The organism is Nocardioides speluncae, from assembly GCF_003121585.1.
Lineage (GTDB): Bacteria > Actinomycetota > Actinomycetes > Propionibacteriales > Nocardioidaceae > Nocardioides > Nocardioides speluncae.
The window spans coordinates 483,520-506,481 of record NZ_QEOO01000016.1; the positions used below are offsets into that span (position 1 = coordinate 483,520).

23 protein-coding genes are annotated in these 22,962 nt (G+C 69.9%); 14 read left to right on the forward strand and 9 right to left on the reverse strand.

The window, feature by feature from the left end:
• Nucleotides 1-75: 75 nt before the first annotated feature.
• The 7 genes from DDV73_RS09775 to trxA all read left to right on the forward strand — a co-directional run bounded on the left by DDV73_RS09775 (nucleotide 76) and on the right by trxA (nucleotide 8,979).
• Nucleotides 76-2,214 carry a DUF6049 family protein gene (locus DDV73_RS09775; protein ID WP_154402688.1) on the forward strand — a complete coding sequence of 713 codons (2,139 nt, stop codon included), beginning with the start codon at nucleotides 76-78 and terminating at the stop codon, nucleotides 2,212-2,214.
• Nucleotides 2,211-3,908, forward strand: coding sequence for a murein biosynthesis integral membrane protein MurJ (gene murJ, locus DDV73_RS09780; protein WP_240617207.1), 1,698 nt, complete (start codon nucleotides 2,211-2,213; stop codon nucleotides 3,906-3,908). Before DDV73_RS09775 ends, murJ begins: the two co-directional genes overlap by 4 nt.
• 70 nt (nucleotides 3,909-3,978) lie before the next feature.
• Nucleotides 3,979-5,883, forward strand: a complete 1,905-nt coding sequence (locus DDV73_RS09785; protein WP_161962344.1) for a protein kinase family protein — start codon at nucleotides 3,979-3,981, stop codon at nucleotides 5,881-5,883.
• Complete coding sequence (gene sigM, locus DDV73_RS09790) at nucleotides 5,880-6,548, forward strand: RNA polymerase sigma factor SigM (protein ID WP_109507041.1); 669 nt, start codon at nucleotides 5,880-5,882, stop codon at nucleotides 6,546-6,548. The genes DDV73_RS09785 and sigM overlap by 4 nt, the downstream gene beginning before the upstream one ends.
• Nucleotides 6,549-6,599: 51 nt before the next feature.
• Nucleotides 6,600-7,358 (forward strand): hypothetical protein, encoded by a 759-nt coding sequence (locus tag DDV73_RS09795; protein WP_109507042.1) that lies wholly within the window; start codon nucleotides 6,600-6,602, stop codon nucleotides 7,356-7,358.
• A gap of 73 nt (nucleotides 7,359-7,431) precedes the next feature.
• Nucleotides 7,432-8,442, forward strand: coding sequence for a thioredoxin-disulfide reductase (gene trxB, locus DDV73_RS09800; RefSeq protein ID WP_109507043.1), 1,011 nt, complete (start codon nucleotides 7,432-7,434; stop codon nucleotides 8,440-8,442).
• 201 nt (nucleotides 8,443-8,643) lie between these two features.
• Nucleotides 8,644-8,979, forward strand: coding sequence for a thioredoxin (gene trxA / locus DDV73_RS09805; protein ID WP_206050788.1), 336 nt, complete (start codon nucleotides 8,644-8,646; stop codon nucleotides 8,977-8,979).
• Here trxA and DDV73_RS09810 read toward each other — a convergent pair.
• Nucleotides 8,969-9,625 (reverse strand): GNAT family N-acetyltransferase, encoded by a 657-nt coding sequence (locus tag DDV73_RS09810; RefSeq protein ID WP_109507045.1) that lies wholly within the window; start codon nucleotides 9,623-9,625, stop codon nucleotides 8,969-8,971. The two genes, trxA and DDV73_RS09810, sit on opposite strands and share 11 nt — an antisense overlap.
• A gap of 98 nt (nucleotides 9,626-9,723) precedes the next feature.
• Here DDV73_RS09810 and DDV73_RS09815 point away from each other — a divergent pair, with 98 nt between their 5' ends.
• The 5 genes from DDV73_RS09815 (at nucleotide 9,724) to DDV73_RS28405 (ending at nucleotide 13,919) form a co-directional block, all read left to right on the forward strand.
• A complete protein-coding gene (locus DDV73_RS09815) occupies nucleotides 9,724-11,049 on the forward strand; it encodes an aminotransferase-like domain-containing protein (protein ID WP_109507046.1) in 1,326 nt (441 codons plus the stop codon).
• A gap of 8 nt (nucleotides 11,050-11,057) precedes the next feature.
• Entirely contained in the window at nucleotides 11,058-12,035 is a 978-nt protein-coding gene (locus tag DDV73_RS09820; RefSeq protein WP_276310109.1) for a D-alanine--D-alanine ligase family protein, read from the forward strand.
• Between the two features lie 24 nt (nucleotides 12,036-12,059).
• Nucleotides 12,060-12,830 (forward strand): lysophospholipid acyltransferase family protein, encoded by a 771-nt coding sequence (locus DDV73_RS09825; RefSeq protein WP_109507048.1) that lies wholly within the window; start codon nucleotides 12,060-12,062, stop codon nucleotides 12,828-12,830.
• 79 nt (nucleotides 12,831-12,909) lie between these two features.
• Nucleotides 12,910-13,761, forward strand: a complete 852-nt coding sequence (locus DDV73_RS09830; RefSeq protein WP_109507049.1) for an SPFH domain-containing protein — start codon at nucleotides 12,910-12,912, stop codon at nucleotides 13,759-13,761.
• A 2-nt stretch (nucleotides 13,762-13,763) separates the two neighbouring features.
• The gene (locus DDV73_RS28405; protein ID WP_170126015.1) at nucleotides 13,764-13,919 is read left to right on the forward strand and encodes a type II toxin-antitoxin system antitoxin; all 156 of its coding nucleotides are present in this window, start codon (nucleotides 13,764-13,766) and stop codon (nucleotides 13,917-13,919) included.
• A gap of 10 nt (nucleotides 13,920-13,929) precedes the next feature.
• Here the strand turns inward: DDV73_RS28405 and DDV73_RS09835 are convergent, their stop codons facing one another.
• From DDV73_RS09835 to rpmH, 8 genes are all read right to left on the reverse strand, one after another.
• Complete coding sequence (locus DDV73_RS09835) at nucleotides 13,930-14,919, reverse strand: ParB/RepB/Spo0J family partition protein (protein ID WP_109507050.1); 990 nt, start codon at nucleotides 14,917-14,919, stop codon at nucleotides 13,930-13,932.
• On the reverse strand, nucleotides 14,916-15,827 hold the full coding sequence (locus tag DDV73_RS09840) for a ParA family protein (RefSeq protein WP_338066384.1): 912 nt from the start codon (nucleotides 15,825-15,827) through the stop codon (nucleotides 14,916-14,918). Before DDV73_RS09840 ends, DDV73_RS09835 begins: the two co-directional genes overlap by 4 nt.
• Nucleotides 15,828-16,099: 272 nt before the next feature.
• Entirely contained in the window at nucleotides 16,100-16,786 is a 687-nt protein-coding gene (rsmG, locus tag DDV73_RS09845; RefSeq protein WP_109507052.1) for a 16S rRNA (guanine(527)-N(7))-methyltransferase RsmG, read from the reverse strand.
• Between the two features lie 54 nt (nucleotides 16,787-16,840).
• The gene (locus tag DDV73_RS09850) at nucleotides 16,841-17,464 is read right to left on the reverse strand and encodes a Jag family protein (RefSeq protein ID WP_206050789.1); all 624 of its coding nucleotides are present in this window, start codon (nucleotides 17,462-17,464) and stop codon (nucleotides 16,841-16,843) included.
• A 56-nt stretch (nucleotides 17,465-17,520) separates the two neighbouring features.
• Entirely contained in the window at nucleotides 17,521-18,639 is a 1,119-nt protein-coding gene (yidC, locus tag DDV73_RS09855) for a membrane protein insertase YidC (RefSeq protein WP_109507053.1), read from the reverse strand.
• Nucleotides 18,640-18,912 carry a membrane protein insertion efficiency factor YidD gene (yidD, locus tag DDV73_RS09860; RefSeq protein ID WP_170126016.1) on the reverse strand — a complete coding sequence of 91 codons (273 nt, stop codon included), beginning with the start codon at nucleotides 18,910-18,912 and terminating at the stop codon, nucleotides 18,640-18,642.
• An 11-nt stretch (nucleotides 18,913-18,923) separates the two neighbouring features.
• Nucleotides 18,924-19,274, reverse strand: coding sequence for a ribonuclease P protein component (gene rnpA, locus DDV73_RS09865; RefSeq protein ID WP_109507055.1), 351 nt, complete (start codon nucleotides 19,272-19,274; stop codon nucleotides 18,924-18,926).
• Nucleotides 19,275-19,333: 59 nt separating this feature from the next.
• A complete protein-coding gene (rpmH, locus tag DDV73_RS09870; RefSeq protein WP_109507056.1) occupies nucleotides 19,334-19,471 on the reverse strand; it encodes a 50S ribosomal protein L34 in 138 nt (45 codons plus the stop codon).
• Between the two features lie 513 nt (nucleotides 19,472-19,984).
• Between rpmH and dnaA the strand changes: the two genes are divergently transcribed.
• Together dnaA and dnaN are read left to right on the forward strand one after the other, a co-directional pair.
• Nucleotides 19,985-21,427, forward strand: coding sequence for a chromosomal replication initiator protein DnaA (gene dnaA / locus DDV73_RS09875; protein ID WP_109507057.1), 1,443 nt, complete (start codon nucleotides 19,985-19,987; stop codon nucleotides 21,425-21,427).
• Between the two features lie 382 nt (nucleotides 21,428-21,809).
• Nucleotides 21,810-22,946: a DNA polymerase III subunit beta gene (dnaN, locus tag DDV73_RS09880; protein ID WP_109507058.1), complete on the forward strand. Its 1,137-nt coding sequence runs from the start codon at nucleotides 21,810-21,812 to the stop codon at nucleotides 22,944-22,946.
• Nucleotides 22,947-22,962 lie beyond the last annotated feature (16 nt).

Below are 22,962 nucleotides of genomic sequence, written 5' to 3' on the forward strand. Positions count from 1 at the left end.
GTCTTCGCCAACGCAGCCAGCGCGCCCGCATGGGGGCGCTCGGTAGGCGGCCACCGATGGATACGAGCTCGTGTGTTGCCTGCTGTGCTCGCGGCAGCAACGCTGCTGTCAGCGGCTGCGGCACCCGCGGCGATGACCGCGCCGGCCGCCGCCCAGCCCGCGGCGCCCGCCGTACTCGCGCAGGACCCGCTGCAGGTGAGCATCGCGAGCCTGTCGCCGTCGGTGATCCCGAAGAGCGGCGTGATCACGATCCGGGGCCGGGTGACCAACCTCAGCGACGAGACCTGGACCGATCTGAAGGTCTACCCGTTCGTGTCCGCGACCCCGATGCTCAGCGAGGGCGAGCTGGCCGAGGCCGCCGAGAGCGACCCGGCGGACGTGGTCGGCGACCGGATCACGACCGAGGGCGCGTACGACGAGATCCCCGACCTGGAACCCGGGGAGTCGGCGACGTACTGGATCCGGCTGCGGCGCACCGTGCTCGGGCAGTGGATCACCGGCGACCCCGGGGTGTTCTGGTTCGGCGTCCACGCCATGAACGGCGACGACGACTTTGCCGACGGCCGGGCCCGGACCTTCCTGCCGCTGGTGCCGCCGCGGACCCAGAAGACGGTCAAGACGGCGCTGGTGATGCCGATCCGGCGGCCGATCAGCTACGACGCCGATGGCCGGCTCACCGACATCGACGGCTGGCGGAAGAACTTCGCCGTCAGCGGCCGGCTCCGCCAGATCGTCGACCTCGCGGCGACTCGGCAGGACTTCCCGGTCACCTGGCTGGTCGACCCGGCCGTCCTGGACGCCGCCCAGCGGCTGGTCGACGGCAACCCCGAGCGCGACCTGTCCGCCAACCTTCCGCCACCCGGCGAGGACCCCGACGAGCAGCCGGAGGAGACCGAGGAGCCGAGCCCGTCCGAAGGGCCCGACGAGGGCAGCGACGAGGAGAGCTCCAAGGCGCTGCTCGATGCCGCGACCGCTGCCGAGTCGTTCCTGACCAAGGTCACGCCGCTGCTCCAGGACGGCGACGTGCTCGCGCTTCCGTACGGCGACGTCGACGTCTCGGCCGCCGTCGACCGCGGCCCGGAGCTGCTGGCCGAGGCACGGGAGCAGTCCACCCAGGCGTTCACGAGCCGCGAGATCGACGCACAGCCGGCGGTGGCACCGGTGACCGGCTTCCTCACCGACCGCGGGATCATCGCCCAGGACCAGGCGACCAGGATCATGGTCTCCGACGAGATGCTGCGCAGCACCGACGAGGACGACGAGCCGCCGACGACGCTGCTCGCGTCCGGGAAGCGCGTCGTACTCTCCGACTCGACGGCCGGCTCCGGCGGTCCGGGCCCGGAGTCGCGCTCGAGTGCGCTGGCAATGCGGCAGCGGATTCTCGCCGACGCCGCGATGCGGGTGCTGAACGACTCGATCCAGCCGCTGGTGGTCAGCCTCCCCGCGCACTGGCGGCCGGGACCGACCTGGTCGTCGTTCGCTCAAGGGCTCAACGTTCCGTGGCTGTCGTTGGAGCCGCTGTCGAACGCGGCCACGACGCCGCCGACCACGATCTCCGCCTCCCGGCTGGCCTACCCCGACAACCAGGCCGCACGCGAGCTGCGGACCCCGACCTTCGCCGCCGCCAAGGACCTGGTCGCCGCGGGCACCACCCTCGACCGGGTGCTGCCCCGCAACGACCTGCTGACCGGCGAGGTGACCCGGCAGGCGCTGACCAGCATCGGGTACGGCGCCCGCGCCGACACGCTCAGCGCCCGGCTCGCGACCGAACGGTCGACTCTCTGGATCGCGGACCGGCTCGGCCAGATCGTCGTCGAGGCGCCGCCGTCGGTGACCATGTCCAGCGAGCGCGGCGAGTTCTCGGCGAACCTGGTGAACAACCTGGACCAGCCCGTGACGGTGCGGGTCGAGGCGAGCATCCCCGAGTTCAGCCCGCTCGAGATCGAGGGCCCCCCGTCGATCGAGCTCGACGCTGGTGCCCAGCGGACGGTCCGCCTCAACGTCAAGTCCAGCAAGGTCGGCGTGCACGACGTGAAGCTGGTCGTCACCGACGAGGAAGGCACCGAGCTCGGCTCGTTCGACGAGATGCCGCTGCGGGCCGGAGAGCTCGGCAAATGGATCTGGATGGTCCTGGCCGTCGGCGGCGCCCTACTGTTCGGGGCGATCGCCGTCCGCCTGGTACGACGTTTTCAGAACTATCGGAGGACCGCTTGACCGACCAGAACTCGACTGCCCAGCAAGCGGAGTCTCCCGACAGCGGCAGCGAGCAGCGCAGCATCCTGTCCTCGAGCGCGGTGATGGCGGCCGGGACGGTCGTGTCCCGGATGTCCGGCTTCGTGCGGTCCGCCCTGCTGGTCGCCGCGATCGGCAGCGCCCTGCACGCCGAGCTGTTCACGATCGCCCAGACCGTGCCGACGATGCTCTACATCCTGCTCGCCGGCGGCATTTTCAACGCCGTACTGGTGCCGCAGCTGGTGCGGGCGATGAAGAACGACCCGGACGGCGGTGAGGCCTACACCAACCGGGTGGTCACGCTGGCCGGGCTGTTCCTGCTGACGGTGACCGTCGCGCTCGTCGTACTCGCGCCGTGGCTGATGCAGCTGTTCCTGAGCTCGAACTACTCCGAACCCGAGCTGGCCGCCCACCAGCAGTCGATCATCGACTTCGCGCGGCTGGTGCTGCCGCAGGTGTTCTTCTACGGGATGTTCGTGCTGGTCGGGCAGATCCTCAACGCGCGTGGGGTCTTCGGCCCGATGATGTGGGCGCCGATCGCCAACAACGTGATCACCGTCGCGGTGCTGAGCATCTACCTGCTGAGCTTCGGCGCGGCCACCGAGTCCGAGACGCTCGCGGCGTACACCGAGGGCCAGGAGCTGCTGCTCGGCCTCGGCTTCACGCTGGGCATCGTCACCCAGTTCCTGATCCTGGTGCCGTACCTGAAGAAGGCCGGCTTCCGCTACCGGCCGCGCTTCGACTTCCGCGACGCCGGGCTCGGCCACACGCTGAAGCTCGGCCTGTGGACCGTGCTGTTCGTGATCATCAACCAGATCTCCTACACGATCGTGGTCCGGCTGGCCTCCGAGGGCCCGGCCAGCTCCCCCGAGGGCACCGGGTACGCCGTCTACTCGCAGACGTTCCTGCTGACAATGGTCCCGCACGCGATCATCACGGTCTCGCTCGCGACCGCGATCCTCCCCCGGCTCTCCAAGTACGCCGCGGACGCGGACCCGAGCGGCCTCGGCAACGCCCTGTCCGGCACCCTCCGCAGCGCGCTCGCGCTGATCCTGCCGTTCGCGGCGGTGCTGCCGTTCCTGGCCGAGGACATCGCGCACCTGCAGTGGGGCTTCGGCGCCGGTGCCGACGGCTACCACCGGTTCGTGCCGTCGCTGGCGCTGTTCGGGCCCGGGCTGGTCTTCTTCACGATCCACTACCTGATGCTGCGCGGCTTCTACTCGCTGGAGCGGAACCGGACCGCGTTCTGGATCCAGTGCGTGATCGCGGCCGTCAACATCACCGCCGCGCTGACCTACGTCCGGTTCGCCTCCGACGAGCACAACGCACCGGCTCTGGTGCTCGCCTACGCGACCGCCTACCTGGTCGGCTGCGTGGTGTCCTACCTGCTGCTGCGCCGTACCCTCGGCGGGCTGCAGACGCCGACGCTGGTCCGCTTCGCGGCCCGGATGGTGGTGGCGGTCGGCGTGGCGACCGCGGCCGCCGCCGGCACCGCCTGGCTGCTGCACACCCTGCAGGGTGACCCGCCGGTCGTGGTCGCGGGCCTGAACGCGGTGCTGATCGGGGCCGTGGACGGCGTCGTCTTCCTGGTGATGGCGAAGGCCCTCGGGATCCGTGAGGTGACCTCGGTCATCGACCTGATTGCCCGCCGCTTGCCTTTGCGTTCGCGACGGTAGGTCGGGCCCTTACGATGGCCTAGGGATTTCAGCCAGTACGACGACAGCGAGAGACGGGATCAGGGGGCACGTGTCCGACAGCATCCGGCACGGCGATGTACTCGCCAACCGGTATCTCTTGATCGACCTACTCAGCGAGAGCCGCGGCGGGCGGTTCTGGCGCGCGCACGACCGGGTCCTTTCCCGCCACGTCGCGCTGCACGTCATCCCCCAGGACGACGAGCGTGCGGCCGGCCTGCTCGACGCCGCCAAGCGCTCGGCGACCGTCAGTGACCGGCGGCTGCTGCGGGTGCTGGACGCCGACATCCGGGACGAGCTGGTGTACGTCGTCAACGAGTGGGGCGCCGGTACCTCCCTCGACGTGATGCTCGCCAACGACGGACCGCTGAGCCCGCGCCGAGCCGCCTGGATCACCTCCGAGGTGGGCGCGGCGCTGGCCAACGCGCATGCCGCTGACGTCGCCCACGGCCGGCTGGTCCCCGAGAACGTGCTGGTCGACCACTCCGGCTCGGTGCGGGTGATCGGGCTGGCCGTCGACGCCGCGCTGCAGGGGCTGCCCGACGGCCGGGTCTCGACCGACGTGGTCGACCTCGCCGGCGTCCTGTACGCCGCGATGACCGGCAAGTGGCCCGGGATCTCCCGCTCCGGCGTACCGTCCGCGCCCGACCAGACCGGCCGGGTGCTGCGGCCGCGCAAGGTGCGCGCCGGCGTACCCAAGGTGCTCGACGAGATCTGCGACGAGGTGCTCAACCCGTACGCCGAGCACACCCACGGCCTGAACTCGGCGGCCGCGCTGGCGACCGCGCTCCGGGAGTTCGTCGGCGACTCCGCCACGATGGCCGCGCAGGAGGCCGCGTCGCACCGCGAGTCGACCCTGCCCGCGGGCCCCGCGGTGTCGTACCCGCCCGGGTCTCTGCCCGTGACCCAGCCGGTCAGCCGGCCCGAGACGGCGCCGGTGAGCACCCATCCGGTCGGCCACGAGCCCACGGAGCTGGATCCCCAGACCGGCGACCTTCCGGAACCCGACGACGCGAGCCGCGCCCGCCAGCTGGAGCTGGAGACCCAGGCCGGCATACCCGACTGGGACGACCCGCTCACCGGGCCGGCCGACCTGTCCTGGCTGGAGAAGCGCTCCGATCCACCGCCGCCACCCCCGCCGCTCCAGGAGCCGGCGGCCCGACCACTGTTCGCTCCCGACCCGCCGCCGGGCGAGCCGGTACGCCGGCCCCGCTACCTCACCGACTCCTCGGGCTCCGGGGAGCGGGTCGCCGAGGGCGGCAACGGAAACGGCTACTGGCCGTGGGAGAACGCCGGCCCGCCGCCGCCCGGACCCGACAACGTCGAGCCCGAAGAGGTCCCCGGCCGCAACTGGCTCCGGCTCGCCGGCGTGATCCTGGCCGTGCTGCTGCTGGTGCTCGCGGTGCTGTTCGCGTTCAACCTCGGCCGGGACAGCGGTTCCGACCCGCCGGCCGACTCCGGCCAGGACGACCCGACGACCTCCGCGCCGGCGCAGGAGCCCAAGCCGGTCCAGATCGTCGGCGCAGAGGCCTTCGACCCGCTGGGGGATCCGCCGAACGACGAGAACGGCGAGCTGGTCCCGAACGTCTACGACGGCAACCCGACGTCCCAGTGGCACACCAGCAGCTACCAGGACAACATCGGCGACCGTCCACGTTCGCTGAAGCCCGGCGTCGGACTGATTCTGGATCTCGGCGAAGCGCACGACGTACGCGCCGTCGAGGTCGCGTTCGACACCGCGCCGACCACCGCCCAGGTGTTCGTCGGCGACAGCGCGCCGGGCTCGGTCGACGACCTCGGCGACCCGACCGGTGAGGGCACCGCCGATGGTGACCTGCTGACGCTGGAGTTCGAAGAGCCGGTGTCCGGCCGCTACATCACCGTCTGGCTGACCTCGCTCCCGCCCGACCGGGCGGACTTCCGCGGCGTGATCAACGAGATCCGGGTTCTGGCGTGACCGATCCGTCCGACGTCGACCTGCTGCGCGCCCATGTCGCCGGCGACGCGGACGCGTTCGGCACCCTGTTCGCTCGACATCGGGACCGGCTATGGGCGGTCGCGCTGCGCACGATGGGCAGCCCGGAGGACGCTGCCGACGCGCTGCAGGACGGGCTGATCTCGGCATTCCGGCGGGCGGACTCGTTCCGTGGCGACGCGGCGGTCACGACCTGGCTGCACCGGATCGTGGTGAACGCCTGCCTCGACAAGATCCGCGCCAACAAGGTGCGCGCCGCCGACGCGCTCCCCGACGACCTCGACGACTACGCCGGCCGTGGGTCGCTGGTCTCGGCGACCGATGCGGCCGACGACCCCGCCGACCTGGCGCTCGCCGACGAGCGGCGGCGGGCGGTGCTCACCGCGCTCGAGACGCTGCCGGCCGACCAGCGGGCCGCCCTGGTCCTGGTCGACATGGAGGGCTACCCGGTCGCCGACGTGGCCGAGATGCTCGACTGCGCGGTCGGCACCATCAAGTCCCGCTGCGCCCGTGGCCGGGCCAAGCTGGCCCCGCTCCTCGGCGTACTCCGGGATCCGGCGGAGCGTGAGCCCACTCACGGGAACCCGCGCCCGCGGAGCGCCGTCCCATCCACGGACCCGCCCCGCGGGCCACCAACCGGAGCCTGACCGAACCCGACTGCCCGACTGCCCGACGTACCGATTGGAGGTGCACCGCCCATGACCGACGACTCGAAGAAGACCGACCGCATCCTCTCCGCTGCCGAGGAGGAGGCGGTACGCCGCCAGCTCGCCGCCGCGCGGCACACCGGCTCGATGCCCACCGACGTCGCGACCCGGCTCGACGACGTGATCGCCGGTCTCCAGGCCGAGCGTGCCGAGACCGAGCGCGCCGAGACCGCCGCTCCGAACGTCGTACCGCTCGCGTCCCGGCGCCGGTTCCGGATCGCCCAGGGCATCGTCGCGGCCGCCGCGGTGGTCGCCGTCGGTGTCGGCGTCACTCAGGTGCTCAGCAACCTCAGCCCCGGGGCCAGCCACGACGACGCCGGGGGAGACTCGGCCGCCGTCACCAGCGAGGGCGAGGCCAACCGTGACGACTCCGGCGAGTCCAAGGAGATGCCGCCGGCCGGCTCGTCGTCCCCGAACAGCGAGCTCGCCGGACCTCGGGCCGAGATGTACAACGCGGCCCCGCAGATCAGCAGCGAGTCGTTCCAGCGCGACGTTGCCCTGCTGGACCCGGAGATGCGCACCGCCACGGAGGACGAGACCGGGCCCGCGGACGGTCTGACCGCGCTGCGGATGACCCGGACGTGCGGCCCGACGTCACCGCCGGCAGGGTACGAAGCGGTGCCGGTCCGCTACGACGGACGGCCGGCGATGCTGGTGTTCGGCAAGGTCGTCGACGACCGGCAGCGGGTCGATCTGTACCTGTGCGCGACCGGCGTCCGCGAGCGCTCGGTGACCATTCAGCAACCCTGAGCGCCAGGGGAATGCGGCTCGCCTACGATCGGTTGTGCCGTCGTACACACGCCACGCAAGGAGCGCACCGCGCATGCCTCAGGATTCCAGCGAAACCCGCAACGTCATCATCATCGGCTCGGGTCCCGCGGGCTACACCGCTGCGGTGTACGCCGCGCGCGCCAGTCTGAAGCCGCTCGTCTTCGAGGGCTCGGTCACGGCCGGCGGTGCGCTGATGAACACCACCGAGGTCGAGAACTTCCCGGGCTTCCGCGACGGCATCATGGGTCCGGCGCTGATGGACGAGATGCGGGCCCAGGCGGAGCGGTTCGGCGCCGAGCTGGTCGCCGACGACGTGACGTCGGTGGAGCTGGCCGGTGACGTGAAGGTCGTGAAGACCGCGACCGACACCTTCCGCGCGCGCTCGGTGATCCTGGCGACCGGCTCCGGGTACCGCAAGCTGGGCCTGCCCCGCGAGGAGGAGCTCTCCGGCCGTGGCGTCTCGTGGTGTGCGACCTGTGACGGGTTCTTCTTCCGCGACCAGGCGATAGCGGTCGTCGGTGGCGGCGACTCGGCCGTCGAGGAGGCGACGTTCCTGACCCGGTTCGCGTCGAAGGTCTACCTGATCCACCGCCGCGGCGAGCTGCGCGCGTCGAAGATCATGCAGGAGCGCGCGTTCGCCGACCCGAAGCTGGAGCCGCTCTGGAACTCCGAGATCGCCGAGATCCTCGGCTCCGACAGGCTCGAGGGCGTCACCCTGCGCGACACCAACACCGGTGAGACCCGGCCGCTCGATGTGACCGGCCTGTTCATCGCGATCGGCCACGACCCGCGCTCGGAGCTGCTGAACGGCCAGATCGACCTCGACGACAACGGCTACGTGCTCGTCAAGCAGCCGTCGACCCAGACCAACCTCGCCGGCGTCTTCGCCTGCGGCGACCTGGTCGACCACCACTACCGGCAGGCCGTCACCGCCGCCGGCACCGGCTGCGCCGCCGCCCTGGACGCCGAGCGCTACATCGCCATGCTCGACCACGCCGCCTCCACCGCCGGCTCCGCCGAAGCCACCGCCGTCGGTGCTGGCGCCGAGGTCGCCCCCGCCTGACGGGGCAAATCGGACAGGGTTGTTGGGCACTTCCTGACGTTGTTGGGCGTTGCAACGGCCTACAACGTCAGGAATCCCCGGCCGGCCGGGGATTCCCCCACCTCGCCGCCGGCAGCCTGGGAACATCTGTCCCCAGCCTGGTGTTGACTGGGCACCGACTTCAAATAGCGATGTGAAAGGGAGTCTGCTGTGGCCGCCAATATGCCAGCTGTGACCGACGCCGAGTTCGAGGCGCAGGTCCTCAAGTCCGACAAGCCCGTGCTGGTCGACTTCTGGGCCGAGTGGTGCGGTCCGTGCCGCCAGGTCGACCCGATTCTGAGCGAGATCGCCAGCGAGCACGGCGACAAGATCACCTTCGTCAAGATGAACGTGGACGAGAACCCGGTGACGCCGTCGAACTACCGGGTCACCGGCATCCCGACGATCAACGTCTACCAGGGCGGCGAGGTCGTGAAGTCCATCGTCGGCGCCAAGCCCAAGGCGGCCCTGCTCCGCGAGCTGGCCGAGTTCATCGAGCCGAACACCGTCAAGGCGTGACGTCAGTCCCCGCCGACCGGGCAACCGGCGGCGGGGTCTGTGTCTTCGGCGTCGGCCGTACGACGCCCAGCAGCCGCTCGATGGCCAGCTCGACCTCGTCCTTCCAGGTCAGCGCCGAGCGCAGCTCCATCCGCATCCGCGGGCTGATCGGATGCGCGCGGTGGGTCTTGAAGCCCACCCGCGAGCAGAACTCGGCCGGCACCCGGCTGTGACTGGCCCGGCCGGTAGCGTCGGCGAACGCCTCGACCGCGCCAACGCCCCCGCGCTTGATCAGGTCGGCGGCCATGGCCTGCACCAGCATCCGTCCGATCCCGCCGCCACGCGCGGCGGGATCGACGTACGCCATGGTCAGGAGGACCGCGTCCGGCGACACCGGCGCGGTCGGGAAGATGTCGGCGCCAGGCAGGAACCTCGGCGGCGCGTAGATCAGGAACCCCGCCGGCTCATCGTCGACCATCGCGACCCGGCCGCACGAGCCCCATTCGCGGAGCACGTGCGAGACCCAGGACTCCTTCTCGCAGGCGGTCTCGTCGGCGGCCAGCCGGCCGCGGCGTACCGGATCCAGCTCCCAGAACATGCAGGAGCGGCACGGGTCCGGCAGCAGGTCCATGTTGTCGAGCGTGAGCCGGACGATCTTGCGCGACATCACCACTCCCTGCAGCCCGAGTGAGCCGGCCGGCTGTGACCAGCCGAACTCTGGTCGATGAGGCGGAAAAGCCCGCCATCATTCATGCTAGTAGGGCTATGAATGAGGTCACCCCACGCAGCCAAGGCAGCAGCACTCGACTCGACTCGTACGTCGACCGGTACGCCGCCCGTACGCAGGGGATGACCGCCTCCGAGATCCGTGCCCTGTTCGCCGTCGCCTCGCGTCCCGAGGTGGTCTCGCTGGCCGGCGGAATGCCCAATATCAGCGGCCTCCCGCTCGACGTCGTCGGCCGCGCGATCGGCGACCTGATCGCCGAGCAGGGCCCAACCGCGATGCAGTACGGCTCCGGCCAGGGCGTCCCGGAGCTGCGCGAGCAGATCTGCGAGGTGATGAAGCTCGAGGGCATCTCCGCGCACGCCGACGACGTCACCGTCACGGTCGGCTCCCAGCAGGCGGTCGACCTCGTCACCCGGATCTTCTGCGACCCGGGCGACGTGGTGATCTGCGAGGCGCCGTCGTACGTCGGCGCGCTGGGCGTCTTCAAGGCCTACCAGGCCGAGGTCGTGCACGCCGAGATGGACAAGGACGGCCTGGTGCCGGACGCGCTCCGGCAGGCGATCGCCGCGACCCGCGCCGCCGGCAAGCGGATCAAGTTCCTGTACACGATCCCGAACTTCCACAACCCCGCCGGCGTGACCCTCTCCGCGGCCCGGCGGCCGGAGATCCTGGAGATCTGCCGCGAGGCCGACATCCTGGTGCTCGAGGACAACCCCTACGGCCTGCTCGGCTTCGACCAGGAGCCGATCCCGGCGCTGCGGGCCAGCGAGGCGGAGGGCGTGATCTACCTCGGGTCGTTCTCCAAGACCTTCGCGCCCGGCTTCCGGGTCGGCTGGGCGCTGGCACCGCACGCCGTCCGCGAGAAACTGGTGCTGGCCCAGGAGTCGGCGACGCTCTGCCCGCCGCAGTTCTCGCAGATGGCGATCTCGGCGTACCTCACCAACCACGACTGGCTCGGCCAGATCAAGCACTTCCGCGAGATGTACCGCGAGCGCCGCGACGCGATGGTCGACGCCCTCGAGGCCTACCTGCCGAAGTCCTGCCAGTGGAACGTCCCCGAGGGCGGCTTCTACGTGTGGCTGACGCTGCCGCCGGGGATCGACGCCAAGGCGATGCTGCCGCGCGCGGTCACCGCCCGGGTCGCCTACGTCCCCGGCACCGCGTTCTTCGCCGACGGCTTCGGCAGCGGCTCGATCCGGCTGTCCTACTGCTACCCGACACCCGAGCGGATCCGCGAGGGCGTACGGCGGCTGGCTGGGGTGCTGGAGCAGGAGATGGAGCTGCGGGCTACCTTCGGTGCGACGACGCCCCCGAGCCTGGCGGCTCGCAGCGGGTACGACGCACCCAGCACCGACATCAACTGAGGAGAACCGTGGCCCCCACAAGTTCGGCCGCAGACCCGGGCCGCGTGATGGTCCTCGCCGGCGGCCTGTCCCACGAGCGCGACGTGTCGCTGCGATCGGGCCGGCGCGTCTCCGAGGCGCTGCGCGGCACCGGCCTGGCCGTCGAGGAGCGCGACGTGGACGCCACCCTGCTCCCCGCGCTGATGGCCGAGCCGCCTGCGTGCGTGGTGCCGATGCTGCACGGTGAGACCGGCGAGGACGGGGCGATCCGCGAGGTCCTGGAGCTGCTCGACATCCCGTACGTCGGCGCGACGCCGGCGGTGTGCCGGACCGCATTCGACAAGCCGGTCGCGAAGGCGCTCGCCGAGCACGCCGGGATCCGCACTCCACGCTCCACCTGCCTGCCCCACGAGATGTTCCGCGAGCTCGGCGCTGCCGCCGTACTGGAATCGCTGGTGGCCAAGCTCGGACTGCCGCTGATGGTCAAGCCCGCGCAGAGCGGCTCCGCGCTCGGCTGCACCGTGGTTCACAACGTGAGCGAGCTGCCGTCGGCGATGGTGAACGCCTACGCCTACGGCCCGGTCGCGCTGATCGAGCAGTTCATCGCCGGCGACGAGGTCGCCGTGCCGGTGATCGACGACGGCACCGGCCCACGGGCGCTGCCGGTGGTCGCGATCATGCCGGACGGCGGGGTCTACGACTACACCGCGCGCTACACGGCCGGCTCCACCGAGTTCGTCGTACCCGCGCAGCTGCCGGAGGCCACGCTCGAGGAGTGCACCCGGGTGGCGATCGCGGCGCACGAGGTGCTCGGCCTGCGCGACCTGTCCCGGTCCGACCTGATCGTCGACGCCGACGGCCAGGTGTGGTGGCTGGAGGTCAACGTCGCGCCGGGCTTCACCGAGACCTCGACCGTCCCGCTCTCGATCCAGGCCGCCGGCCTAGACCTCGGTAAGGTCATCGCCGAGCTGGTCCAGGCCGCCGTCGCCCGGCCCGCACACTCCTAGTCCCGCCCCGTCCCAGGAGCCACCATGCGCGAGATCTCGTACCCGATCGTGATGCCGACGGCGAAGGTGCTGTTCAAGGCCCTCAACATCAAGTTCGACATGGAGGGAATCGAGCGGATCCCGCGTGAGGGTGGCGCGCTGCTCGCGATCAACCACATGTCGTACGTCGACTACATCATGGCCGGCTACCCCGGCGAGCGGCAGGGCCGCTACACCCGGTTCATGGCCAAGCGCGAGGTGTTCGACCACAAGATCGGCGGGCCGGTGATGCGGTCGTTCCGGCACATCAGCGTCGACCGCTCCGCCGGCCTGGAGTCGATGGAGGTCGCCGGCAAGGCGCTCCGCGACGGCGAGCTGGTCGCGATCTTCCCGGAGGCGACGATCTCGCGGAGCTTCCTGATCAAGGAGCTGAAGACCGGCGCGGTCCGGATCGCCGCGAAGGCGGAGGTGCCGCTGATCCCCGTGGTGCTGTGGGGCACTCAGCGGATGTACACCAAGGGCCACAAGCGGGACTTCAAGCGCGGCAAGACGATCTCGGTGCGCGTCGGCGAGCCGATATACCCGGCCGGCGATGATCCGATCAAGGAGACCGAGGCGCTGCGGGAGACGATGGCCGCGATGCTCGACGAGGCGATCCGCTCCTACCCCGTCGAGGAGCAGCCTCCGGGCTCCTGGTGGCTGCCTGCGTCGTACGGCGGCAGCGCCCCGACGCTGGAGGAGGCCGCCGAGCTGGAGGTCGCTGAGAAGCGCGCCCGCGCCGCCAAGCGGGCGGCCAAGCGCGCCGGCAAGCGCTGACTCTCGCCCTCCCTGGGCATTCCTCGAACCGCTGCTATCGTAGTGATATCACTTTGATAGCGAGAGCGGGAGGCGAGTCATGGAGCGTAGAGCGTTTCGGGCGAACGGGTTCGTGGTGTTGCTGGGCTTGGTCCTGGCCGGAGGCGCGGCGCTGCTGCCGGCCCTGCTGACCGCCGATCCGGCCTGGCTGGGGCTGGCGATCGCGGTCGGCGTACTGGCGGCCGTGGCAGCCACCGGGTTCGTGATCGTCAACCCGAACGAGGCCAAGGTCGTGCAGTTCCTGGGCCGGTACGTCGGCTCGGTGTCCACGGCCGGCTTCGGCTGGGTGCTGCCGCTGACGACCCGGCGCCGGATCAGCCTGCGGGTCCGCAACTTCGAGACCGCCCGGCTGAAGGTCAACGACGCCGACGGCAACCCGGTCGAGATCGCCGCCGTCGTGGTCTACAAGGTGGTCGACTCCGGCAAGGCCGCGTTCTCGGTCGACGACTACGAGGAGTACGTCGCCATCCAGTCCGAGGCCGCGGTCCGGCACCTCGCGACCACCCACCCGTACGACGCCCACGACGACGACCGGACCAGCCTCCGCGACGGCACCGAGGTCGCTGGCGAGCTGACCGCCGAGCTCAGCGAGCGCACCGAGCTCGCCGGCGTCGACGTACTCGAGGCCCGGATCACCCACCTTGCATACGCGCCGGAGATCGCCCAGGCGATGCTAGTCCGGCAGCAGGCGAACCAGGTCGTCGCCGCGCGTCAGCGGATCGTGGACGGCGCCGTCGGGATGGTCGGGCTGGCCCTCGAGCGGCTTTCCGAGCAGGGCGTCGTCGAGCTCGACGAGGAGCGGAAGGCGGCGATGGTGTCGAACCTGCTGGTGGTGCTCTGCGGGGATCGGCCGACACAGCCGGTAGTGAACGCGGGTTCGCTCTACTCCTGATCATGGCCGAGAAGAAGAAGCTCCTGCTTCGCCTCGATCCGGCGGTGTACGACGCGGTCGCGAGGTGGGCGGCCGACGATCTCAGGAGCGTGAACGCCCAGATGGAGTTCGCGCTCCGGAAGGCGCTCGCGCAGGCCGGCCGCGAGCCCAAGAAGTAGCTACGACCGGCTACTCGGACGCGTTCGGTTCCATCACGTCGACGATCCGCCGCAGATCCTCCATCGAGGCGAACTCGATAGTGATCTTGCCCTTGGACCGGCCGAGGTCGACCTTCACCCGGGTCTCGAAACGGTCCGAGAGCCGGTCGGCGAGCTCGGTCAGGCCGGGCGCGGTCGGCTTGCTCCGAGGGGCGCCGGCGACCGTCGGCTTGCCGAACTCGCCGACGGCGACGATCTCCTCCAGGCCGCGCACGCTGATCCCTTCGGCGACCACGCGCTGCGCCAGCCGGTCCTGCAGCTCGCTGTCGGTGACCGCAAGCAGGGAGCGGGCATGGCCGGCCGAGATCACGCCGGCAGCAACCCGGCGCTGGACGGCGGGCGAGAGCTTGAGCAGGCGAAGCGTGTTGCTGATCTGCGGCCGCGAGCGGCCGATCCGCTGGGCAAGCTCGTCGTGGGTGCAGCCGAAGTCCTCGAGCATTTGCGAGTACGCCGCGGCCTCTTCCAGCGGGTTCAGCTGGGATCGGTGCAGGTTCTCCAGCAGCGCGTCGCGCAGCATGTCGGTGTCTTCGGTCTCGCGCACGATCGCGGGGATCGTGTCGAGGCCGGCCTCCTGCGACGCGCGCCAGCGCCGCTCACCCATCACCAGCTCGTAGGAGCCACTGGCCACGCGGCGTACCACCACGGGCTGGAGCAGGCCGATCTCCTTGATGGAGAAGACCAGCTCAGCCATCGCCTCCTCGTCGAAGACCGTCCGTGGCTGCCGGGCGTTGGGGATGATCTGCTTGATCGGCAGCTCGGCGAAGTAGGCGCCGGCGACGACCTCCAACGCGTCGTCGATGGCCGCGTGGCGGCCGACGCCATCGCCCACGCCGTGCGGGACGGTCGGGTCGAGCGCGGCCGGAAGCGGGTGCAGCCCCTCACCCGACTCGATCGGAGCGGTCGGGATCAGTGAGCCCAGGCCGCGGCCCAGGCCGCGCCGCTGCGGCTGCTTGGTGGTCACGCCGTCGCCCCCTTGCTGGCCATCTCCTTGGCTGCCTCCAGGTAGCTCAACGCGCCAGGCGAGCCCGGGTCATACGTCATCACGGTCTGGCCGTACGACGGCGCCTCGGAGACGCGCACCGAGCGGGGGATCATCACCCGCAGCACCTGGTTGCCGAAGTGCTCACGGACCTCGTCGGCGACGCCCGAGGCCAGCCGGGTGCGGGCGTCGTACATCGTGACCAGGATGGTGGAGACGATCAGCCGCGGGTTGAGGTGCGAGCGCACCATCTCGACTGTCTCCAGCAGTTGGCCGAGACCCTCGAGCGCGTAGTACTCGGCCTGGATCGGGATCATCATCTCGGCGCCGGCGACGAGCGCATTGATCGTGAGCAAGCCGAGGGACGGCGGGCAGTCGATCAGCACGTAGTCGAAGCGCTCCTCCCCTGCGCGCTCGGCATCGCCGACCCACGGGTGGCCGTAGATCGACTTCTGGAGCCGGTTCTCACGAGACACCACGCTCACCAGCTCGATCTCGGCACCGGCGAGGTCGATCGTGGCCGGGACGACGTACAGCCGGTCGAGGTCGGGGCACTCCTGGATCACGTCCGCCAGCGGGGTGCCGTCGACCAGGAGGTCGTACGACGAGGGCACGCCCCGCCGATGCTCGATGGACAGTGCGGTCGACGCGTTGCCTTGAGGGTCGAGATCGATGACCAGGACGCGCATACCGAGCTGGCACAGCGCCGCCGCCAGGTTGACGGTCGACGTGGTCTTGCCAACGCCGCCCTTCTGGTTCGCCACGACCATCACGCGGGTCGCGGCCGGGCGTGGGAGCTGGGGGCCACCGGCGCCGCGGCTGCGCGCCAGCACGGAGTGCTCGGCAGCGGCCGCCAGCGGTGTGGACTCGTCGAAGAAGTTCGCGTTCACAGACGACAGGTCACCCGCGGTGCGCACGGTGTAGCCGGCGTCGCTCAGCGCTGTTTCACGTGAAACATCGCGCGGATCGCCACTATCCCCAGAACCCGACACCTGTGGATGAAGTGGCCCAGTCTGTGGATATTCACGCTCAGAAGGGCCCTCTAGACCGGTGGACAACCGTCGACCGAACTCGTAGCCCCCGTGTTCGGATGTCGACTCCGACTCCGGCCTCATTCCGCTGCCCCCGCCGTGCTCCGACCGGCCTGCAGTCCCGTCCACACTCATCCTCTCGGCCTCCGCGGTCTCTGGTAGTTGGTGCGGCCAGGCCGCTTGCGAGGCGTCGCCGGTGCTCCGCGCCAACTTACCTTCGCGGACGGTGACCAAGCCACTCGTACCGCAAACGTGGGCACCGACAGAAGGTCACCGCCCAGCTCGATCACTTCCGGTGGCGCACATCCCAGTCGGCTCAGCGTCTCGGCGGCCTCGGCGATCTCATCGGCTACCGACGAGCCTTTCATGGCAACGAGCGCGCCGTCCTTGGAGACGAGCGGCATCGACCACTCGAGCAGCCGGCCCATCGGCGCCACGGCCCGCGAGGTCACGACGTCGAAGCGACGACTGCCGTGGAGCGCATCGGCTCGGCCGCGGATCACCTCAACGTTGCTGAGGCCCAACTCCGCGACGACCTCCTCAAGGAAGGTCGTACGGCGCAGCAACGGCTCCACCAGCGTGACCGCGAGATCGTCTCGCGCCACCGCGAGCACAACGCCAGGCAGCCCGGCACCGGACCCGATGTCGCACACCGTCGCCCCCTCCGGGATCGGCTCCGCCAGGACCGCGCAGTTCAGGAGGTGCCGATCCCACAGTCGCGGCGCCTCCCGAGGACCGATCAGCCCTCTGACCACGCCATCGGTGGCCAGCAACTCGGCGTACCGCTCGGCGAGCGGCAGCCGCTCAAGTGGAAACACCCCCCGTGCCGTCTCGGGCACGGAGGGTGTTTCACGTGAAACGTCGTTCACTGGCTAGCCCGGAAGCACCACGACGTACCGCCGCGGCTCCACGCCCTCCGACTCCGAGGTCAGGCCGGCCGCCGCCACAGCGTCGTGCACGACCTTGCGCTCGAACGGCGACATCGGCTTCAGCGACACCGGCTCGCCGGTGTCCCGCACCTGGGTGACGGTCTCGTCCGCGAGCTTGACCAGCTCCGCCCGCTGTCCGGCCCGGTAGCCGCTGATGTCGAGCATCAGCCGCGAGCGCTCGCCGGTCTCCCGGTACACGGCGAGGCGGGTCAGCTCCTGGAGCGCATCCAGCACCTCACCGCGGCGGCCGACGAGCTGGCTCAGCTCGGCGCCGACGACCGACACCACCGCGCGGTCGCCCTCGACGTCCATGTCCAGGTCGCCGTCAAGGTCGGCGATGTCCAGCAGTTCCTCGAGGTAGTCGGCCGCGATCTCGCCCTCGTTCTCGAGCCGCTCGGTCCGCGAGGCCCGCGCGCCGGCGTCCTCGCCGTCCTCGTCGCCTTCGTCGCTTCCCTCGTCGGCTGCCTCGGCCGCTTCGGCCTCAGTGGTCTCTTCTGTCTCGACCGCCTCGACCGCCTCGTCGGCGGGCTCCGGGGACTCGTCGGTGGACACCTGTTCCTCAGTCACTCAGCTCTCCTGCTATCTCGATGCTTGAACGGCCGGACCACCTCACGGCCGACGTACTAGCGCTTCTTCTTCGCGCTCTGCTTGCCCGAGCGGCGCTGGGCGTTCGACTTCGACTTCGTCGGCGCCTTCTTGGTCGGGGGCTTCTTCGCAGCGGTCGCCTTCTTGGCGGCCGGAGCGCTCGCGCCGTCACTGGCGGCCGCAGTCGGCTGCTGCTGACCGGCCGGCTTGGCGCCGCCGCTGCGCTGGGAGCGGCTCTGTCGCTTCGGTTGCTGCCGTACGGCGGGACGCCGCTCCTCGACCTCGGCCTCGACCTTCTCCAGCGACGTCGGCTCGGGCAGACCCTTCTTGGCGCGCTTGGCCTTGTCCCGCTCCTCCTTCGCCTTGAAGGCGGGGGTGCCGGGAGCCGGGTTGCGGCGGATCACGTAGAACTGCTGGCCCATCGTCCACAGGTTCGAGGTGGTCCAGTACAGGATGACGCCGATCGGGAAGGCGATGCCGCCGACGGCGAAGACAACGGGGAGCACGTAGAGCAGCAGCTTCTGCTGCTGCGCGTACGGTCCGGTCAGCGCGTCCGGCGGCATGTTCTTGGCCATCAGCTGGCGCTGGGTCAGGAAGGTGGTCGCGGTCATCGCCAGGACCAGGATCGCGGCCATGATCATCACGCCGACGTCGCCCTCAGCGCGGGTGAAGGCGGCCGAGATCTTCACGCTGAGCAGCTCGGAGTCGGCGAAGAGCTTCGCCTGGTCGACGGTCAGGAAGCCGCGGGCCTCGTCGTGGGTGGCGCGGTCCAGCAGCCGGAAGAGCGCGAAGAAGATCGGCATCTGCAGCAGGATCGGCAGGCAGGACGAGAACGGGTTGGTCCCGGTCTCGCGGTACAGCGCCATCGTCTCCTGGGCGAGCTTCTCCCGGTCGTGGCCGTACTTCTTCTGCAGCTCCTTGACCCGCGGCTGCACCAGCGCCATGTTCCGGCTGGACTTGATCTGCTTCACGAACAGCGGGATCAGCGCCGCCCGGATCACGAGCGTCAGCCCGACGATCGACAGCGCCCAGGTCCACCCGGACCCTTCGGGGAGGACCAGGCTGAACAGCTTGTGCCAGCCGAGCAGCACCGCGGAGATGATGTAGTACAGCGGCGTCATGATCAGACTGCCGATGTCACCGAAGAAGTCGAACACTCAGGCTCCTTGACTCTGCTGGAACTGCAATTCGGGGGACGCGCCGGGCTTGGCGCCGTGCTTGGGTGGAACGGGGTCGTAGCCGCCGGCAGCCCACGGGTGGCACCGGCCGAGCCGGCGTACGGCGAGCCAGCTGCCCTTGATGCTGCCGTGCACCGTCACCGCCTCCAGCGCGTACGCCGAGCAGGACGGGTGGTAGCGACACACCTGACCGTAGAGCGGGCTGATCACGGCGCGATAGGCCTTGAGCAGAGCGATCAGACCCCACTTCATCGGGTTAGCCTTCACGACTGCCCTCCGCCCGCCCGCACTCGCTCAAGACAACGATCGAGGTCGCCGCTTAGTTCACGGTACGTCGCCTGCGCGGAGGCCGGGAGCGCACGGACCACGAGCACAGCAGAGCCCGGGAGCGACGCGATGCGCTCCCGGGCCAGGTGTCGAAGTCGGCGCTTCACACGATTGCGGGTGACGGCATTCCCGACCGCCTTGCTGACCACGAAGCCCACCAGGGGCGGACCTTCGCCATCGGTCACCAGCAGGTGTGCGACGAGGGTCCGTGACCCGGATCGCCGACCGGAGCGGACCGCGGCCCCGAAGGCCTGGCCCGACGTCAGTCGATGCGCCTTCGACAGCAAGTCTCCAACCGATCTGGTTCAGACGCCCTGGGTCAGACGCTCTAGGTCAGCCGGAGCGGTCAGACCGACAGGCTCTTGCGGCCCTTGCGGCGACGCGAGGACAGGATGGCGCGGCCGGCGCGGGTCCGCATCCGCAGACGGAAGCCGTGCACCTTGTGGCGGCGGCGGTTGTTCGGCTGGTACGTACGCTTGCTCACGAGCTCTCTCCGATGTCGGATCTTGCAGGTCTAGGTGTCTACGTCGGCGCCCGGCCGCAGCAACCGAGAAATGGACGTGCGGCAGCGGTCGACACCGGGTGACCGGCCAACGGTACGCGCTGCGCTTCGGCAGGGTCAAACCGACGAGGCGCCCGGAAGAGGGCCTCGGGCAGCGGCTTATGCTCCCGACCCCGGGCCTGTGGATGAGTGCTTGATCCTGTGACTCGCGGCTTGTTACGTTCAACGCCACCGAGGTTTCCCTGCCACCTGTGGATAACCTGCAGCACCACGTCGTGCGAACCAGATCCAGAACCCGCCGAATTGGCTGGTTGATCTGCGAAGACGTGGCTCGACGGGTCATCCTTGGGTGAGTCTCGGCGGGCCCGTCTCTAGCGGAATCGACCTGGTTCACAACCTGTGGAGAAACTTGTGGAGACAATGTCGGCCACACCAGCCAGGCCAGCTGGTAGCCGACCCAGACGACGAGGTTGACGGAGAAAGCGGGGACCACGGGTGACGAGCAACACGGGGCCAGACCTCAAGGACGTCTGGCGGAGCCTGGTCGACGACCTCCAGCCCAACCAGCGAGCCTGGCTCGCCGCGAGCGAGCCGGTCACTCTCCATGAGCAGACCGCGATCATCGCCGTACCCAACGACTTCACCCGGACCCAGCTCGAGGGCCGGCTGCGCACCCGCCTCGAGGACTCGCTGACCGAGGCGTTCGGTCACCAGGTCCGGATCGCGGTGACCGTCAACCCGCAGCTGGACGGAGCGGTCCCCGGCGAGCAGCCCCTCGAACCGCTCGAGCCCCTCGTCGACACTCCTCCGCCGACAAGTCGAGAAGACGATATGTCGACAAATGCGGCACCCGAGGTGGACCACAGCTCGCTGCGCGGTGCCTCGGCCCCGACCGCACTGGAGACCAGGCTCAACCCGAAGTACACCTTCGAGACCTTCGTCATCGGCTCGTCCAACCGATTCCCGCACGCCGCGGCCGTCGCGGTGGCCGAGGCGCCGGGCAAGGCCTACAACCCACTGCTCGTGTACGGCGACTCCGGGCTCGGCAAGACCCACCTCTTGCACGCGATCGGCCACTACGTGCGCAGCCTCTATACCGGTGCCAAGGTCCGCTACGTCTCGAGCGAAGAGTTCACCAACGAGTTCATCAACGCGATCAAGGACAAGCGGTCCGACACGTTCCAGCGCCGCTACCGCGAGGTCGACGTACTCCTCATCGACGACATCCAGTTCCTGGAAGGCAAGACGCAGACGCAGGAGGAGTTCTTCCACACCTTCAACGCGCTGCACAACGCCAACAAGCAGATCGTGCTCACCTCCGACCGCGCGCCCAAGCGGCTCGAGGCGCTGGAGGACCGGCTGCGCAGCCGGTTCGAGTGGGGCCTGATCACCGACGTACAGCCGCCCGACCTCGAGACCCGGATCGCGATCCTCCGCAAGAAGGCCGCGATGGACAGGCTGACCGCGCCGCCGGACGTGCTCGAGTTCATCGCCAGCAAGATCCAGACCAACATCCGCGAGCTCGAGGGCGCGCTGATCCGGGTCACCGCGTTCGCCAACCTGAACCGCCAGGAGGTCGACCTGACCCTGGCCGAGATCGTGTTGAAGGACCTGATCCCCGAAGGTGGCGAGCCGGAGATCACCGCGGCCGCGATCATCGCCCAGACCGCGGCGTACTTCGGGGTCTCGATCGAGGACCTCACCGGCCCGAGCCGCGGCCGGCACCTCGTGCAGGGCCGGCAGATCGCGATGTACCTGTGCCGCGAGCTCACCGACCTGTCGCTGCCGAAGATCGGCGCCCAGTTCGGCAACCGTGACCACACGACCGTGATGTACGCCGACCGCAAGATCAACCAGCTGCTCGCCGAGCGTCGCTCGGTCTTCAACCAGGTGAGCGAGCTGACCAACCGGATCAAGATGCAGGCCCGGCAGTCCTAGGTGGCAACCGGTCGAATCACAACGCTGTTAGATGTGTACGTCGTGTGGTTCGGGCGCCGCCCACCGGTGGACGCGCTGTGGATGAGCACGCACAACCGCTCGACGAGCCGGCCGTCGTACACACCGCTGCCAGGTTCTCCCACTACGTGTCCACAGCCGCTGGGGATCGAGAAGTCCGGCCCGACCTGCGCAGACGAGCTTCATCCACAGATTCCACCGCCCTGATGACTACGACAAATCTTCAAATGGATCCTTCGCCCGTGAACGACCTGCTGCCCGGTTCCCTGGGGACAACTCCCCTCGCCCTCGGCCGCATGGCAGGATTCACAGTCCAGACTTGTGACTCACGATCACCCCGTTCTCCCGGAAGGCAAACCCAGAAGTGAAGTTCCGCATCGACCGGGACGCGTTCGCCGATGCTGTCGCCTGGGCCGCACGCAGCCTCCCGGTCCGCCCCAGCGTTCCCGTTCTCGCCGGCCTCCTCATCGACGCCAGTGACGAGGGCCTGGTGCTCTCGACCTTCGACTACGAGACGTCGGCCCGCGCGACCCTGACCGCCGAGGTCTCCGACGAGGGCCGGGCGCTGGTCAGCGGCCGGCTGCTCGCCGACATCGTCCGCAGCCTCCCCGACAAGCCGGTCGACATGGCCATCGACGGGGCGCGGGTCTCGCTGACCTGTGGCTCGGCCCGGTTCAGTCTGCAGACGCTGCCGGTCGAGGAGTACCCGACGCTGCCGGAGATGCCGGGCGCGACCGGCACCGTGCAGAGCGACGTGTTCGCGCACGCCGTCGCCCAGGCGGTGACGGCCGCCGGCCGCGACGACATGCTGCCGGTGCTGACCGGTGTCCGGATCGAGATCGACGGCGCGACCATCTCCCTGCTGGCCACCGACCGGTTCCGGCTCTCGCACCGCGAGCTCAGCTGGAGCCCGCGTACGCCGGACGAGTCGGTCGCCGCTCTGGTGCCGGCCAAGGTGCTCGCCGACACCGCCAAGTCACTGACCGCCGGCAGCGAGGTGACCATCGCGCTGTCCGCGAGCGGTGCCGGCGACGGGATCATCGGCTTCGAGGGTGCCGCGCCCGGCGGCGTACGCCGGACCACGACCCGTCTCCTCGACGGCGAGTTCCCCAAGGTGCGCAGCCTGTTCCCGGCCGAGCACCACACCCTCGCCACGGTCGACAAGGCCGCGCTGGTCGAGTCGGTGAAGCGGGTCGCACTCGTCGCCGAGCGCAACACCGCGGTCCAGCTCGCCTTCAGTGACGGCGTACTCACCCTCGACGCGGGCTCGGGTGACGAGGCGCAGGCCTCCGAGTCGGTCGAGGCGACCATCGACGGCGCCGACATCACCACCGGCTTCAACCCGCAGTTCCTGCTCGACGGGCTGACCGCGATCGAGCAGCCGGTGGTCGAGCTCGCGTTCACCGAAGCCTCGAAGCCGGTCGTGATGAGCGGGTCCGGAGAGGACGACTCGGCCGGCAGCTTCCGCTACCTGCTGATGCCGCGGCGACTGCTTTCGTAGACCTTCCGACAGACCA